At 63.0% G+C, this 13,240-nt stretch carries 10 protein-coding genes; 5 read left to right on the forward strand and 5 right to left on the reverse strand.

The genetic code is table 11. The annotated features are described in order from the left end of the window. Nucleotides 1-11: 11 nt before the first annotated feature. Together CLU92_RS21485 and kefC are read left to right on the forward strand one after the other, a co-directional pair. On the forward strand, nt 12-1,178 hold the full coding sequence (locus tag CLU92_RS21485; protein ID WP_257561177.1) for a glycosyltransferase: 1,167 nt from the start codon (nt 12-14) through the stop codon (nt 1,176-1,178). Nucleotides 1,179-1,323: 145 nt separating this feature from the next. Then, entirely contained in the window at nt 1,324-3,150 is a 1,827-nt protein-coding gene (gene kefC / locus CLU92_RS21490) for a glutathione-regulated potassium-efflux system protein KefC (RefSeq protein WP_101483544.1), read from the forward strand. A gap of 56 nt (nt 3,151-3,206) precedes the next feature. Here kefC and pepF read toward each other — a convergent pair whose 3' ends face one another. Continuing rightward, complete coding sequence (pepF, locus tag CLU92_RS21495; RefSeq protein ID WP_257561178.1) at nt 3,207-5,093, reverse strand: oligoendopeptidase F; 1,887 nt, start codon at nt 5,091-5,093, stop codon at nt 3,207-3,209. 148 nt (nt 5,094-5,241) lie between these two features. Continuing rightward, nucleotides 5,242-6,570, reverse strand: coding sequence for an amidohydrolase (locus CLU92_RS21500; RefSeq protein ID WP_101483545.1), 1,329 nt, complete (start codon nt 6,568-6,570; stop codon nt 5,242-5,244). Between the two features lie 196 nt (nt 6,571-6,766). On the opposite strand from CLU92_RS21500, the gene CLU92_RS21505 reads away from it, so the two are divergent. Then, on the forward strand, nt 6,767-8,464 hold the full coding sequence (locus CLU92_RS21505) for a methyl-accepting chemotaxis protein (protein ID WP_101483546.1): 1,698 nt from the start codon (nt 6,767-6,769) through the stop codon (nt 8,462-8,464). 49 nt (nt 8,465-8,513) lie between these two features. On the opposite strand, the gene ttcA is transcribed toward CLU92_RS21505, so the two are convergent. Genes ttcA through CLU92_RS21520 form a run of 3 tightly spaced genes read right to left on the reverse strand, consistent with a single transcriptional unit; the run spans nt 8,514 to nt 10,719 of the window. Beyond that, complete coding sequence (ttcA, locus tag CLU92_RS21510) at nt 8,514-9,476, reverse strand: tRNA 2-thiocytidine(32) synthetase TtcA (protein ID WP_373918505.1); 963 nt, start codon at nt 9,474-9,476, stop codon at nt 8,514-8,516. Nucleotides 9,477-9,481: 5 nt separating this feature from the next. Next, entirely contained in the window at nt 9,482-9,880 is a 399-nt protein-coding gene (locus CLU92_RS21515) for a dihydroneopterin aldolase (RefSeq protein ID WP_101483547.1), read from the reverse strand. A 53-nt stretch (nt 9,881-9,933) separates the two neighbouring features. Further along, nucleotides 9,934-10,719 carry an SDR family oxidoreductase gene (locus tag CLU92_RS21520; RefSeq protein ID WP_101483548.1) on the reverse strand — a complete coding sequence of 262 codons (786 nt, stop codon included), beginning with the start codon at nt 10,717-10,719 and terminating at the stop codon, nt 9,934-9,936. 90 nt (nt 10,720-10,809) lie between these two features. Between CLU92_RS21520 and CLU92_RS21525 the strand changes: the two genes are divergently transcribed. Together CLU92_RS21525 and CLU92_RS21530 are read left to right on the forward strand one after the other, a co-directional pair. After that, complete coding sequence (locus CLU92_RS21525; RefSeq protein WP_101483549.1) at nt 10,810-11,961, forward strand: class I SAM-dependent methyltransferase; 1,152 nt, start codon at nt 10,810-10,812, stop codon at nt 11,959-11,961. Nucleotides 11,962-12,109: 148 nt separating this feature from the next. Next, complete coding sequence (locus CLU92_RS21530) at nt 12,110-13,180, forward strand: J domain-containing protein (RefSeq protein WP_101483550.1); 1,071 nt, start codon at nt 12,110-12,112, stop codon at nt 13,178-13,180. Nucleotides 13,181-13,240 lie beyond the last annotated feature (60 nt).

The following is a 13,240-nucleotide window of genomic DNA, read 5'->3' on the forward strand; positions in this document are numbered from 1 at the left end:
ATCGGTTTCCCATGACGGAAAAAAAGCAGAAAAAAATCCTCCTGTTGAGCGTCTCTGCCGGCGCCGGCCACATGCGCGCGGCGCAAGCCATCGAGGCATATGCGGCGCGCGATGACGGCACTGGTCTCGCGGCAAAAGCCCGTCATCTGGATGTGATGGACTTTGTCACGCCCGCATTCCGCAAGCTGTACACGGATTTTTACATCAAGCTGGTCAACAAGGCACCCGCGCTGTGGGGCTATCTCTACCATGCCAGCCATGACGCGCCCAAGGATAGCTCCATGCAGCGCCTGCGCCGTGGCATCGAGCGCCTCAACACGCGCGCCCTGATGGCGCAGATCGCCGCCTTCCAGCCCGACGCCATCATCTGCACGCATTTTCTGCCGGCCGAACTGTTGTCGCGCGCGCTGCGCCAGGAACAGCTGGCCTGCCCCGTCTGGGTACAGGTCACCGACTTCGATTTGCACCGCATGTGGGTGCAAGAACGGATGCAGGGCTATTTTGCCGCCACCGACGAGGTGGCGTTCCGCATGCGGCACGAAGGCATCCCCGCCGACCGCATCCACGTGACGGGCATCCCGATCATGCCCGCGTTCGCGCAAGTGCCCGAGCGCGTGCAGTGCGCGCAGGCATTTGGCCTCGACCCGCAGCGCACGACCATCCTCCTGATGGGCGGCGGGGCCGGCCTGGGCAGCCTGGATACCGTCGCCGCGCGCCTGCTGGCGCTGGACGGCGACTTCCAGCTGATCGTGCGGGCGGGGAAAAATAACGCCGTACTGGCGGCGTTGCGGGACTTGGCCAGCCAGTACCCGGGCCGCTTGCTGGCGCAAGGCTTTACCAGCGACGTCGAGCGCCTGATGGCCTGTGCCGACCTGGTGATCACCAAGCCGGGCGGGCTGACCACCTCGGAATGCCTGGCCCTGGGCTTGCCCATGATCGTCAATGCGCCGATTCCCGGCCAGGAAGAGCGCAACGCCGACTATCTGCTGGAGCAGGGCGTGGCCTTGAAGGCCTTCGATGCCGTGACCCTGGAATATCGCGTGCGCCATTTGCTCGACCATCCGCAGCAGTTGCAATCCATGCGCGCGAAGGCCCTGGCCCTGGGCCGCCCGCGCGCCGCCTGCGACGTGCTGGCGCTGGTACTGAACGACGGGCGCGCTGGCGCCGCTCTTCGATAACAAGGGCATCACGACCGTGATCAGCCTGCGCTCCTTCCAATCTCGACGAGATACGCGCGCGCATCGACTCTCCGCAGCCCTGATCCCCGTGGGCGCGCCACTTCAGGCATGATTGCGATTCCAATCACGTTTTTCCGGAATCCGCATGGAACACCACAGCTTTCTCATCAACATACTGTTTTACCTGGTGGCCGCCATCATCATGGTGCCGCTGGCCAAGCGCCTGGGCATGGGTGCCGTCCTGGGCTACCTGGTGGCCGGCGTCGTTATCGGCCCCTGGGGCCTGGGCCTGATCAAGAATGTGGAGGTGATCCTCAGCTTTTCCGAATTCGGCGTGGTGCTGTTGCTGTTCCTGATCGGGCTGGAGCTCGAACCCAAACGATTGTGGCTGCTGCGCCGGCCGATTTTCGGCTGGGGCGGGGCGCAGGTGGGCGTCGTCAGCGCGGGGCTGTGCGCGGTGGCCATGGCCTGCGGCGTGGACTGGCGCACGGCGCTGGTCGGTGCGCTGGGCCTGTCGCTGTCGTCGACGGCCATCGTGCTGGCCACCCTGGGCGAACGAAAATTGATGAGCACGCCAGCCGGCTCCGCCGGCTTTTCCATCCTGCTGTTCCAGGATATCGCCGCCATTCCCATGATCGCGCTGGTGCCGCTCCTGGGTGGCCTGGTCACGCATAGCGGCGAACCGGGCTGGCTGCGCGTGGCCAAGCTGGCCGCCGTGCTGGCGGCGCTGGTGATCGGCGGGCGCTTCCTCGTCAACCCCATCCTGCGCTTCATCGCCAGGACGGACTTGCGCGAAATCTTCACGGCCTTTGCCCTGCTGCTGGTGATCGCCATCTGCGTGCTGATGGAATCGGTGGGCTTGTCGATGGCGCTGGGCACCTTCATGGCGGGCGTGCTGCTGGCCGATTCCGAATACCGGCATGAACTGATCAGCGACCTGGAACCGTTCAAGGGCTTGCTCCTGGGCCTGTTCTTCATCGCCGTCGGCATGTCCGTCGATTTCGGCGTGCTGCGCGCCCAGCCTTTACTTATTCTGGCCCTGGTCGCGGGGCTGCTGGTGGTCAAGATCGCCTTGCTGTACGTGTTGTCGAAGTTTGTCGACATTCCCCGCGGCCAGCAGCTGTTCTTTGCGCTGCTGCTGTCGCAGGGCGGCGAATTTGCCTTCGTCGTGTTTGCCGCCGCCGAGGCCGCGCATGTCTTTACGCCGCAGACGGCCGCGCTGCTGGTCGTGGTGGTGACCCTGTCGATGGTGGCCACGCCCTTGCTGCTGCTGTTGCACGACAAAATTGTCGCGCCGCGCCTTCAAGGCGAAAGGAAGCGCCGTCCCGACGACCATATCGAGGCGCAGGACAACCCCATCGTCATCGCCGGCTTTGGCCGCTTCGGCCAGATTATCGGCCGCCTGCTGGCGGCGAACAAGATCGGCGTGACGGTGCTCGACCACGACCCGGACCAGATCGAATTGCTGCGCAAGTTCGGCTTTAAAGTGTTTTATGGCGATGCCACGCGTGTGGACCTGCTGGTGGCGGCCGGCATCGAGAAGGCGAAGGCGCTGGTGATCGCCATCGACAATGTTGACGACAGCCTGGCGCTGGTTGACGCCGTGCGCCTGCGCCTGCCCGAACTGACGATTTTGGCGCGCGCGCGCAATGTCACGCACTACTATGAATTGATGAAGCGGGGCGTGACCCTGATCGAGCGCGAGACCTTTGCTGCGGCGCTGCTGCTGGGCGAGCAGACCTTGCAGCAGGTAGGATTCAGCGCGGAGCGGGCGCAGCACGCGGCCGGCATCTTTGGCCGGCATAACCTGAAAACCTTGCTGGAAGTGGCGCCGCACTTCCAGGACCAGCAAAAAGTCATGTCGCTCACGCGCCAGGCGCGCGAGGAACTGGAAGACATGTTCGAGAGCGATGCGGCGGCGTTTGCGGCTGCGGGAGCGGAAAGTCCGGGGTCAGACCCTCAACACCGCTAACGCAGAGGCTTGCGCTAACGTACGTGGGGGTCCGACCCCAGCCTTTGCTTTTGGGGCTACTTCCCCCGCTTCGCTTCAATCGCCTCGATCTGGTCCATGATGCCGTTCATGCGCGCCACCAGCGCCTGGTATGGTTTCGGCGAGGCCAGGTCGACGCCGGCCGCCTTCACCAGATCATATGGATAGGCCGAGCCGCCCGCGCCGAGCATTTTCAGGTAGGCGGTCAGCGCGCCCGGTTCCTTGTCGAGGATGCGCTGCGCGAAATCCTGCGCCGCGGCGATCGAGGTGGCGTACTGGAACACATAGAAGCCGTGATAAAAATGCGGCACATATGCCCATTCCAGCGCGTAGGCGGGATCGATGGTCATGACGCCTTGCGTTTCGCCGTGGTAGCGCTTGAGGATGCCGGCGTAAATGGCCGTGATCTCTTCGCCCGTCAGCGATTCGCCCTTGTCCACTTTGCCGTGGATGGCCGCCTCGAATTCGGCGAACATGGCCTGGCGGAAGAAGGTGCCGCGCAGGTTTTCCAGCGCCGCGCCCAGGTATAGCAGGCGTTCGTCATCGTCCTTGGCCTGCTTCAGGCGCGCGTCGAGCAGCAGCGCCTCGTTGGTGGTCGAGGCGATTTCCGCGACAAAGATGCTGTACGGCGCATAGATCGACGGTTGCGCCTTGTTGGCCAGCACCGAGTGCATGGCATGGCCCCATTCGTGCGTCAGGGTGCTGACGGCTTCGTAGTTGTCCGTGTAGTTGAGCAGCACGAACGGGTGCACGTCGTACGCGTCGCCATTCATGTAGGCGCCCGCCACCTTGCGCGGGCGGGGGTAGACATCCATCCAGCGCGCGTCCACGGCGGCAGTGAGTGCCCTGACATAGTCCGGGCCCAGCGGCGCGACGGACGCCAGCATCATCTGCTTGCCGTCGGCCAGCGGGAAGCTGCGCTCGCTTTTCAGCAGCGGCGCATAGATGTCGTAGTAGGCCAGGTCCTTGACGCCCAGCATGCGCGCGCGCAGCTTGAAGTAGCGGTGCAGGGTGGGCAGGTTGGCGTTGGTTTGCGCGATCAGGGTCTGGTAGACGGCCGGTGGCAGGTGGTCGGCGTCCAGCGCGGCGCTCTGCGAGTCGGCATAACGGCGCACCTTCGCATACGCGGCATCCGTTTTCAGCTGGCCGTACAGGGTTTCGCCGAACGTGCGTTCATACTCTTTCCACTTGCCGAAGAAGGCATCGAACACCAGTTTGCGGTCGGCGCGCTTGTCGTCGCCACGGTATTTGGTATAGGCCGCCTGGTCGAGCCGTACTTGCGTGCCATCCGATAATTTGACTGTCGGCCACGGGATTTCCGCATTGGCCAGGGTACGGTAGACGCTGGCGGCCGAGCTCGTCGCCAGGCCGAATTGCGCTACCAGCTGTTCGCCGGCCGCGTCGAGCGTATGTGGCGCGCTGCGCAGCATGTTGCTCAATTGAAAACGGTACAGCTGCAAACCCTTGTCTTTCGCCAGCATGGCATCGATTTTTTTGGCGCCCAGGGCCAGGATTTCCGGCTGCAAGAAGGTAGAGGCCTGGGTAAATTCATTGCCGAGCAGGGCGGCGCGCTGGTTCAGCTGGTTACCCTTGCTGTCGCCCGTATCCTGGTCGTAGTACTGCGCCGCATAGGTAGTGAGCGTGTTGACGCGCTTGCGCGCATCGGCGTACAGGTCCAGGCAGCTTTTCAGACGGGCCGACGATGCTTTCAACTGCCCCTTGCACGCGCCCAGTTGCTGCAGCTGGGACGACAGCTTTTTCGCGTCCGCGTCGAACGCGGCGTCGTTTTGATACAGCGCCGTCAAATCCCAGCGGTCGGCTTGCCGGTCGGCTGGCATGGGAGCGGGGGCGGCAAAGGCGGTGGAGAGGGCAAAACTGAGGGCCAGCAGGGTCAGTACGGGGCGGTTGAGCGCGGTTGTCGGCATACAGTATCCGTTCATGGTCTGGTTGCAAGGGACGCCAGCACAGGCGTGGCGGCAGACACCGAGCTTAGCGCAGCATGGGGACGAAGGAAAGCACTTCGGGAAGGTAGGGAGGGAGCGGGGAAGGCCAGCTTCCCCGCCTGCTAAGTGATTACTGTTTCTTGCCCAGCAAGTCGAGCAGGATCGACGTTTCCGCCGTGATCGCCGCCTTGATGGTCGGCTGGTACTCGGGCGCCCATTGCGGCGAGTGCGGTCCGGCCAGCGGTTTGCCGCTGGCCTTGGCGGCGGCCAGCTTGCCTGGCTCTACCGCGCCGATATGCAGCAGCACCGCCTTCACGCCGGCCTGGCCGTAGTTGGCGAAGTCTTCCGACGTCATCTTGGCGGGCATTTCCGTTACGTTGGCCGCGCCCAGCGATTTTTGCAAGGTCGACACCATGCGCAGGGTCAGGTCCGGGTCGTTGTAGACGGCGTCGGTACCGGGACGAATTTCCACCAGCGGCTCTTTCGGCGCGCCGGCGGCAAACGCTTCGCCCTTGACTTCACGCGCGATGCTGGCCAGCACGCGCTTGCGCACGGCATCCTTGAAGGTGCGCACCGTCAGCTGCATGGTCACCTGGTCGGGCACGATGTTGGCCTGGGTACCGCCATGGATGCTGCCCACCGTGATGACGACGGGGTCCATCGGATTGTTTTCGCGCGAGACCAGGGTTTGCAGTGCCAGCACGATGCGCGCGGCCATCACGACCGGGTCGCGCGTGTCGTGCGGTGCTGCGCCGTGGCCACCCTGGCCATACACGGTAATGCTGATGGTGTCGGCGGCGGCGCGGAAGTAGCCGGCGTGGTAGCCCACGGTGCCCGATGGCAGTGTCGCTTCATCGTGGAAGGACAGCGCGTAGTCCGGCTTCGGGAAGCGCGTAAACAAGCCGTCCTTCAGCATGGCGGCCGCGCCCAGCAGCGGTTCCTCGGCCGGCTGGCCCACCAGCATCAGCGTGCCGCTCCAGTGCTGGCGGTTGTCGGCCATCAGCTTGGCACTGCCATACCAGGCCGACATGTGCACGTCGTGGCCGCAGGCATGCATCACGGGAACGCTTTCGCCGGCCGCATTTTTCGTTACCGCACTGCTGGCAAACGGCAGGCCGGTTTTTTCCAGCACGGGCAGGGCGTCGATTTCCGTGCGCAGCATGACGACGGGGCCGGGGCCGTTGCGCAGGATGGCGACGACGCCGGTGCCGCCGACGCCGGTGCTCACGTCAAAACCGAGGGCCTTGACTTTTTCGGCCAGTTTTTTTGCCGTCTCGACTTCTTGGAACGCCAGTTCCGGGTGGCGGTGCAGGTCCAGGTACAGGCTTTCCACGGCGGGATAGTTGGCATTCAGTTGCGCGGCGATGGCCGGTGGCAGGGCCGCGCCGTGGGCGAGGCCGGCACAGGCAAGGGCTGCGGCGCAGGTGATTTGTTTCAGGGGCAATGCGGGAAATTTCATAGATTTCTTTGAGAAACAGGCGTGCGGAAATGCGCGGCGCGTCTGTAGTTGCTGAGGAGACTTTTAAATTAACAGAAACATTTCTCAAAATCAATAAACCAGCTGCATATATTTCAATAATGTATAATCTGCAATATAAATAATTCCTTATGGAATTAAAAGTATCTTCAACGCATGATTTTAGAGAAAAGACACCATGGGCTTTATCGCAAATATCAAGATCGGCAAGCGCCTGAGTATCGGCTTTGTCCTGATCCTGGCAATGACCGTTCTGATTGCTACAGTGGGCGTGTGGCGCCTGAATGAGGTGGCGACGTCCACGCGCGCCATGATGGCCGAACCGCTGACCAAGGAACGCCTGATTACTGACTGGTATGGCTTGAACTTTGCCTCGATCCGCCGCACGGCCGCTATCGTCAAGAGCAGCGACCCGGCGCTGGGACCGTATTTCAAGGAAGACTCGGCCGCCTCGGTGAAGAAGGCGGCCGAATTGCTCAAGCAGATCGAGCCGCTGGTCTCGGGCGAGAAGGAAAAAGCCCTGTTCGCCAAGATCCTCGAGCAGCGCAAGGTGTACAGCGCTTCGCGCGATGGTGCCGTCAAGGCCAAGGCCGATGGCGACGTGGAAGGCGCGGCGAAAATCCTCGACACCGCGTTTACGCCGGCCGCCCAGGTTTACCAGGATTTGCTGCAGGAACTGGTGACCTTGCAGCGCGAAAGCATCGATGCGACGGCCAAGCAGATCGACGCCTCCGCCGTGCATGACACCACCGTCATCAGCCTGCTGACCCTGTTCGCCGTGGCCTTCGGCGTGCTGTGCTCGTGGCTGCTGACGACGGGCATCACGCGTCCGCTGCGCCAGGCGCTGGCGCTGGCTGAAACGGTGGCCGCCGGCGACCTGACGCAGACCGTCGCCACGACGGCGAAGGATGAAATGGGGGCGCTGCTCACGGCCCTGGGTAATATGAACAACAACCTGGTCAGCATCGTCAGCCAGGTGCGCAGCGGCACGGACAGCATCGCCACGGCATCATCGGAAATCGCCGCCGGCAACCTGGACCTGTCATCGCGCACGGAACAGCAGGCCGGTTCGCTGGAAGAAACGGCCTCGTCGATGGAAGAACTGACCAGTACCGTCAAGCAGAATGCCGACAATGCGCGCCAGGCCAACCAGCTGGCAATCACGGCGGCCGGCATCGCCAGCCGCGGCGGCTCGGTGGTGGCCGAAGTGGTGGCGACCATGGGCTCGATCAACGAATCGTCGCGCAAGATCGTCGACATTATCAGCGTGATCGACGGCATCGCCTTCCAGACGAATATCCTGGCGCTCAATGCGGCCGTGGAAGCGGCGCGGGCCGGCGAGCAAGGGCGCGGTTTTGCCGTGGTGGCCGGCGAGGTGCGCAACCTGGCGCAGCGTTCGGCAGCGGCGGCCAAGGAAATCAAGGGCTTGATCGACGATTCGGTCAGCAAGGTGGGCGTGGGCGCCAAGCTGGTCGACCAGGCTGGCGCGACCATGGATGAAGTGGTCTCCAGCGTCAAGCGCGTGACCGATATCATCGGCGAGATTTCCAGTGCCAGCCAGGAGCAGACGCATGGCATCGAACAAGTCAATCAGGCCATCACGCAGATGGACCAGGTGACGCAGCAAAATGCGGCGCTGGTGGAAGAGGCGGCGGCCGCCGCCGGTTCTCTGCAAGAGCAGGCGCACGGCCTGGCGCAAGTGGTCAGCGTATTCAAGTTGCGTGAACAGCCAGGTTTGCTGCGCCGCGCGGCGCCACAGCCGGCAGTCGCGCGCCCTGCGCCAGTGCCGCGTGTTGCCGCGCGCAGCATTGCCGTCAAGGCGAAGCCGCCGGCTCCCGCGAAGGCGCTGGCCGGTGACGACTGGGAAGAGTTTTAAATCAAGACAGACGGCGGCGCCATCGCCATGATGGCGCCGTGCGTCGGGGTCAGCCTTGCTGGAGCGGAATGGTGCCGAACGTCGTCGGCGTCGAGCATGGCTCTTCGTCAAAGGCGATGTCGCCCATGGGGTTGGCCATACCGTCCGCCTTCAAATCCTTGAAGCCGAACAGCTTCGGGTCCATCAGGTGCGACGGCGCCACGTTCGACAGGGCCGAGAAGATGCTTTCCACGCGGCCGGGGAATTTCTTGTCCCATTCGCGCATCAGGCCCTTGATCTGCTTGCGCTGCAGGTTTTCCTGCGAGCCGCACAGGTCGCATGGAATGATGGGGAAGCCCTTGACTTCCGCATAGCGCTGCGTGTCTTCTTCTTTGACGTAGGCCATCGGACGGATGACGATGTGCTTGCCGTCGTCCGATTGCAGCTTGGCCGGCATGCCTTTCAGTTTTCCACCGAAGAACATATTCAGGAAGAACGTTTCCAGTATGTCGTCGCGATGGTGGCCCAGGGCGATCTTGTTGGCGCCCAGCTCGTCGGCCACGCGGTACAGGATGCCGCGGCGCAGGCGCGAGCACAGCGAGCAAGTCGTCTTGCCTTCCGGGATCAGGCGCTTGACGATGCTGTAGGTATCCTGGTTTTCGATGTGGAAGGCGACGCCCAGTTCCGTCAGGTAGGCGGGCAGGATTTCCGGCGGGAAGTTCGGCTGTTTCTGGTCCAGGTTGACGGCAACGATGTCGAAGTGAATCGGTGCGCGTTCGCGCAAGGTCATCAGGATGTCCAGCAACGCGTAGCTATCCTTGCCGCCGGACAGGCATACCATCACCTTGTCGCCGTCTTCGATCATATTGAAATCGCCGATGGCTTGCCCCACCAGGCGGCACAAGCGCTTGTGCAGCTTGTTGTTTTCCAGGGCGATCTTTTCCGCCTTCTTGCGCGCCAGTTTCTGCGCTTCCACGTTGGCCGGGAATTCCACGGCCGTTGTCGTCGTTTCCATCACTGCGGCATTGCTCATGTTGCTCATACTTCATCCTTGATCTTGAATACTTCCACGCCCACGCCTTCGCAGTCGGGATACACGTCCGGTTTCATGCTCGACACGCGCGCGGCGCGCACGCGCGGGTGCGCCAGCATGGCGGCGAGCACGTCGTCGACCAGGCTTTCCTGCAGCTGCACATGGCCTTGCGCCATGCGTTTGGCGATGGTTTCGCGCATGAAGTCGTAGTCGACCACTTCGTCCAGCTGGTCATCCTTCGGCGTCGACAGGGCCAGGGGAATGTACAGGTCGACGTTGATGAGGACGCGCTGCTCGCCCTTTTTCTCGAAGTCGTAGACGCCGATATTGATGAGGATTTCATAATTGCGCAGGAACAGGCGGCGGCAATCGGCCAGGCGAGGATGGTACAGGGCGGACGACATAGTTTTACCTTTTAGGGGATGCTGGAATGCTGGTTGTTTGGCAGGACTGCTGATTATTTGGTCAAAAACATGACGTCACGCGGCAAACCGATCAAATGCTGGCCGCCATCGACCAGCAGGGTCGTGCCCGTCAGCGCGCGCGCGCCGGCCACGTAACAGACGCAGTCGGCCACATCCTCGGGCGTGCTGGAGCGGCCCAGCGGCGTGTTTTCATGCGCCTTGGCAAAGTTCGCTTCCGTCTGCTCGCCGGAGACCATGGTGATGCCGGGGGCAATGCCCACCACGCGCACTTTCGGCGCCAGCGCCTGGGCCAGCATGGTGGTCGCCGACAGCAGCGCCGCCTTGGACAGGGTGTACGACAAAAAATCAGGATTGAGATTGTACAGTTTTTGGTCCAGCAAGTTGATGACCACGGCTTGTCCGCCTGTCGGGGTGGCCTGGTACAAGGCTTGCGCCAGCAGGATGGGGGCGGCCAGGTTGGCGTGCATGTGGGCGTCGAGCGCGGTGACGGAAAAATCGCCCGCATTGTCGTATTCAAACAACGATGCGTTGTTGATTACGCAAGTGATCGGGCCCAGCGCTGCCTGCGCCTGCGGCAACAGCTGGCGCACGGCCTCTTCCTGCGCCAGGTCGCAGGGGAACGCTTGCGCGCGGCGTCCCAAGGCGGTGATTTCCGCTACCAGGCTGAGCGCTTCGTCATGCGATGCGCGGTAATGCACGGCGATATCCCAGCCGTCGCGCGCCAGGCCCAGCGCGATGGCGCGGCCGATGCGGCGCGCGGCGCCAGTGACGAGGGCGACGCGGGGTGTGCTGTGTGGCAGTGTCGATGCTGGAGTCATGTCTCTATTTACTGTGCTTGTGTGTGAAGTGCGCATGGCCGCCTCGGCCGGTACTGGCGCCGTGGCCCGCCGATTCGCTACAATGCGGGAATGTCTCTTCCCGCACCCGATAGCGACGCGCTGGCCGCGTCCCATGCCTTGCAGCACCAGATTGCCGCCGAAATCGCGCGCAATGACGGCGCCATTCCCTTTGTCCGCTTCATGGAGCTGGCGCTGTATGCGCCTGACCTCGGCTATTACAGCGGCGGCGCCGCCAAGCTGGGTAAAGATGGCGATTTTACAACCGCGCCGGAGATTTCTCCCCTGTTCGGCGCCACGCTGGCCCATGTGGCAGCCGCTATTATGGCGCAAACGGCTCCGCGCATCCTCGAATTCGGCGCCGGCACGGGCAAGCTGGCCTTCGATATCCTGACAGAAGCGGCCAGCGCCGGTATCCCTATAGAACAGTATGCGATCGTCGAATTGTCCGGCGAATTGCGCGCGCGCCAGGAACTGGCGCTGGCAGCCTTTCCGCAAGTGGTGTGGCTCGACGGCTTTCCCGACAGTTTCGAGGGCGCTGTGTTCGGCAATGAAGTGCTGGACGCCATGCCCGTCAACCTGATCAGCAAGACGCCCGCCGGCTGGTGTGAACTCGATGTCAGCATTGCCGATGGCCAGTTCGTCTTTGTCGAACGCCCGGCCGGTGCCGACGTCGCCGCGCAGATCGCCGCCCAGGTGCCGGACGCCGATGCCTTGCCGGTCGGCTATGTCAGCGAGATCCACGGGGTCGCCTGCGGCTTCATGCGCTCGCTGGCGCGCATGCTGACCAATGGCAAGGGTGGGGCGGCCGTGCTGTTCGACTATGGCTTCCCCGCGCATGAGTATTACCTGGACCTGCGCGCCACGGGCACCCTGATGTGCCATTACCGGCATCATGCCCATGCGGAGCCGTTTTATTTGCCCGGCTTGCAGGACATCACGGCGCACGTCGATTTTACGGCCATGGCGGTGGCGGCGCAGGATGCGGGCCTCGATGTGCTCGCGTACATGAATCAGGCTTCCTTCTTGCTGGGCGCAGGTATCGGCGACTTGCTGCTGCGCACCGATCCGGAGCAGGTCAAGACCTACCTGCCGCAGGCCAGCGCCGTGCAAAAGCTGGTATCGCCGGCCGAGATGGGGGAATTGTTCAAGGTGCTGGCGGTGGGGCACCGCGTGGAGTTGCCGGAAGCCCTGTTGTCCGCTGACCGCAGTCATCGCTTATAAGCGCTGCAATATCAAGGCAGGGCAGTCTTGCCCTGCAATTTCCTGTCCGCCGGTGGTTATTATCTTGTCATATCGTATATGATGACCGACACAGCACGGTTCCATCCTGCAAGAACCCGTCGCCGCGCACCGATTTCAAGATAGAACGATGGGAAAGATACATACACACTATGACAACCTGAAGGTGGCGCGCCTGGCGCCGCAGGAAGTCATACGTGCCGCGTACAAAGCCCTCAGCCAGAAATACCACCCTGACAAGAATCCCGGCGACGAAAAGGCCGCCCGCATCATGGCGATCCTCAACAGCGCCTATGGCACCTTGTCCGATCCGCAACGCCGCAGGGAACACGACGAGTGGATCGCTGCCGAGGAGTGGGAAATCGAATGGCTGGAAAGCACCCACCACGAAGAAGGCAAAAGCCGCGATGGCCGCGCGAAAGGCCATGCCCAGTCGCATGAGCATGCTTGGGCGCAGGATGTGCCACCACCAAAGGGCAAACCGCGACGCGGCCTGCAGCCCATCTGGCGCAACTGGCGCTGGTGGCTGAGCCTGCTTGTCTGCCTGTTGCTGGGCTGGCTGGGCGCCTTGCTGATGCTCGATACCTCCCAGCCCATGCCGACCGCGCTGGCGTCGGCCTGGAGCGGGCTGGCCCGCGATGGCGCCAAGCCCCATGCGCCGACCGCCACGCCAGCGGCATCGAAAGCTGAGGCCGTGGCAGTCGACAGCTGGGCGGTGGGCAAGCCGTATGCACCGGAACCCCGGGAAACGCCGATGCCCGAGATCCGCGTGCTGGCTGTTTCCCAGCTGAGCCTGAAAGCCATCCAGCCCGCCTGCGATGGCGTAGCTAAGGCAGAGTCCGCATCGCTGGTGGCGCCCAATGGCGAACCCTGGCCAGTGCATTCCGGCTATGTCGATGGATTTCCGATCGGGAACAAGGGCGATGAGCTGGCCGTCAGCATCGACAACAGCAACAATACCGCGCCCGTGTTCGTCAAACTGTATGACACGGAGCGGCGCTCGAACGTGCGCTACCTGTACATCCTCGCCAACGACAAGCTGCTGGTGGAACAGCTCAGCGCAGGCAGGTATGAAGTGCGCTACCAGGCAGTCGGGCCGGGCCAGGACAATTGTGGCGGCACCACGCGCGGCGGTGCATCGGCTCCCGCGCCGGCCGTTGGCGAAGATGGTGCGAAGAATCCTGTTGTAAGCAGCATCTAATCTGATTATGCTTGATATGCATCAACGCAGCGTCCACATCGAACTTATCCATTAGGAGTA

The sequence above is a fragment of the Janthinobacterium sp. 61 genome (assembly GCF_002846335.1).
In the GTDB taxonomy this organism is placed as follows: Bacteria; Pseudomonadota; Gammaproteobacteria; order Burkholderiales; family Burkholderiaceae_D; genus Janthinobacterium.